The 1,727-nt window shown below is 41.8% G+C and carries 1 protein-coding gene; it reads right to left on the minus strand.

All coding sequences use genetic code 11. The features are described from left to right. Window positions 1-81 precede the first annotated feature (81 nt). Window positions 82-1,362, minus strand: a complete 1,281-nt coding sequence (gene ltrA, locus ESZ48_RS19125) for a group II intron reverse transcriptase/maturase (RefSeq protein ID WP_129019104.1) — start codon at window positions 1,360-1,362, stop codon at window positions 82-84. Between the last annotated feature and the right edge of the window lie 365 nt (window positions 1,363-1,727).

The raw sequence follows: 1,727 nt of genomic DNA on the forward strand, positions 1-1,727 counted from the left end.
AATCGAGTAGACGGGTGACGACCTAAAGGTCGCCACTGCGCCTCTCACACCACCGTACGTACGGGTCTCGTATACGGCGGTTCACCAAATCGAAGTTTGCGTTTTATTTATATAATCTATCATAGGTCTATACCCTTTCCGCCTTAGTCTAGATATGGTTATTGTAGTTCCTAATATAGGGCTTTGGGCTACTGCCCAACCTCCCATTCTGGTTCTACTCCAAGCAAAAGCCTGTCCTTTTTCTATTCCTAAACGTATTAAATTCTTGCGTTTCCTTTCTATTTTCTTCCAATGGTGCCAGATGCAGTACCGCAGTCGGTTGCGCAACCATTCATCTAACTTTTTAAGTTTTGTATAAATGTTTGCTAATCGATAGTTGTTAAGCCAGCCTCGATACACTTGTGTGAGTCTGTTTAATCGCTCTACTAAGGATACTGGATCGGTTTTCTTGGTTAGAAGTTTCAGTTTTCGCTTAAATTTATCCCAGCCACTTTTGCTTACCACAAGTTGGTATTGTCCTTTTACTCCTTTCTTATAAACCGGAACGAAGCCATGTCCTAACAGTTCGAAATTTACCGGACGACGTATGCCGCTTTTTGCTCGGTTTATCGGTAGATGTAGTTTTCCTTTTAGAAAATGATACACCTCATTGCCCACTTGCCTTGCTTTTGCTTTTGATCTTGTATAAATACTAAAATCATCTGCATAGCGAACATAACGAAGCCCTTGCTTGCTAAGATATTTATCTAGTCCATCCAATAGGATATTAGATAATAACGGACTTAATGGACTTCCTTGAGGGATGCCCTTGCGTCGTTTGACCAATCGCCCTTTTATAAGTATGGGCGCACGTAGCCATTTGCGAATTAGTCGCAGTGTGGTTGGACAGTTTACCTTGTCGTAAACCAGCTGTAGTAACAGACTGTGATTGACTTCATCAAAGAATCCCTTTAAGTCAATATCTACAATGTCGTGGCATCCATCATTGATGTATTGCTGCGCCTGTAGTACTGCTTTGTGGATGTTCTTCTTTGGGCGGAAGCCATAACTAAAGGGCTCAAATTCGTATTCGTATTTGGCCATTAGTATTTGGCTTACCGCTTGTTGCAAACATCGGTCTATTACCGTGGGAATACCCAAAAGTCGGGTTTTACCCTTTCCCTTAGGTATGGATACTCCTAAAATTGCGTCTGGTATATACTCATGCCTATGGATAGAATCGCTTATCTGGTCTCGGTTTGCTCGTATATAGAGCGCTAATTTTGAGACTGGCATACCGTCGATTCCACTCGCACCTCTATTTTGCAACACTTTGTGCGCTGCTCTATAGAGGTTATCGGCTTGTAATACTGCTGCAATCATAAAACAAATAAATAAAATGTTTACTTCTGTTGGCTTAAGAATAGGCTAGCAAAGCCTCCTAATCGAATTTCAACATGATTTAATGTTCAGTCCTTCCTTAATTGTGAGACCTCTAGGTTTTTCCTAACTCGTTTCCTATAAGTACTATGACCTCTGCTGACTTCTCTGCTTAACCATCTCGTGGTTGCAGAGACCTCCCCAGGTAATGACATCTTCTTTCGCTCAATAACTGCCGTATCTACATAGTTGCCCTTTTGGTATTAATGGGGCGTTACAATGGTGTGGTTGCTTACCCAAGTAACTATGCCTCTGTATACGGTTCCTGTTCGTCAGTACCGAGTTTTGTAGTCTCGCTTTCTTCAGAT

Source organism: Gelidibacter gilvus (assembly GCF_004115975.1).
GTDB classification, from domain to species: Bacteria; Bacteroidota; Bacteroidia; order Flavobacteriales; family Flavobacteriaceae; genus Gelidibacter; species Gelidibacter gilvus.

Bases quoted from the DNA above. Each gene is read 5' to 3' on its own strand.
- ltrA (WP_129019104.1), bottom strand. From the start codon at position 1,362: ATGATTGCAGCAGTATTACAAGCCGATAACCTCTATAGAGCAGCGCAC.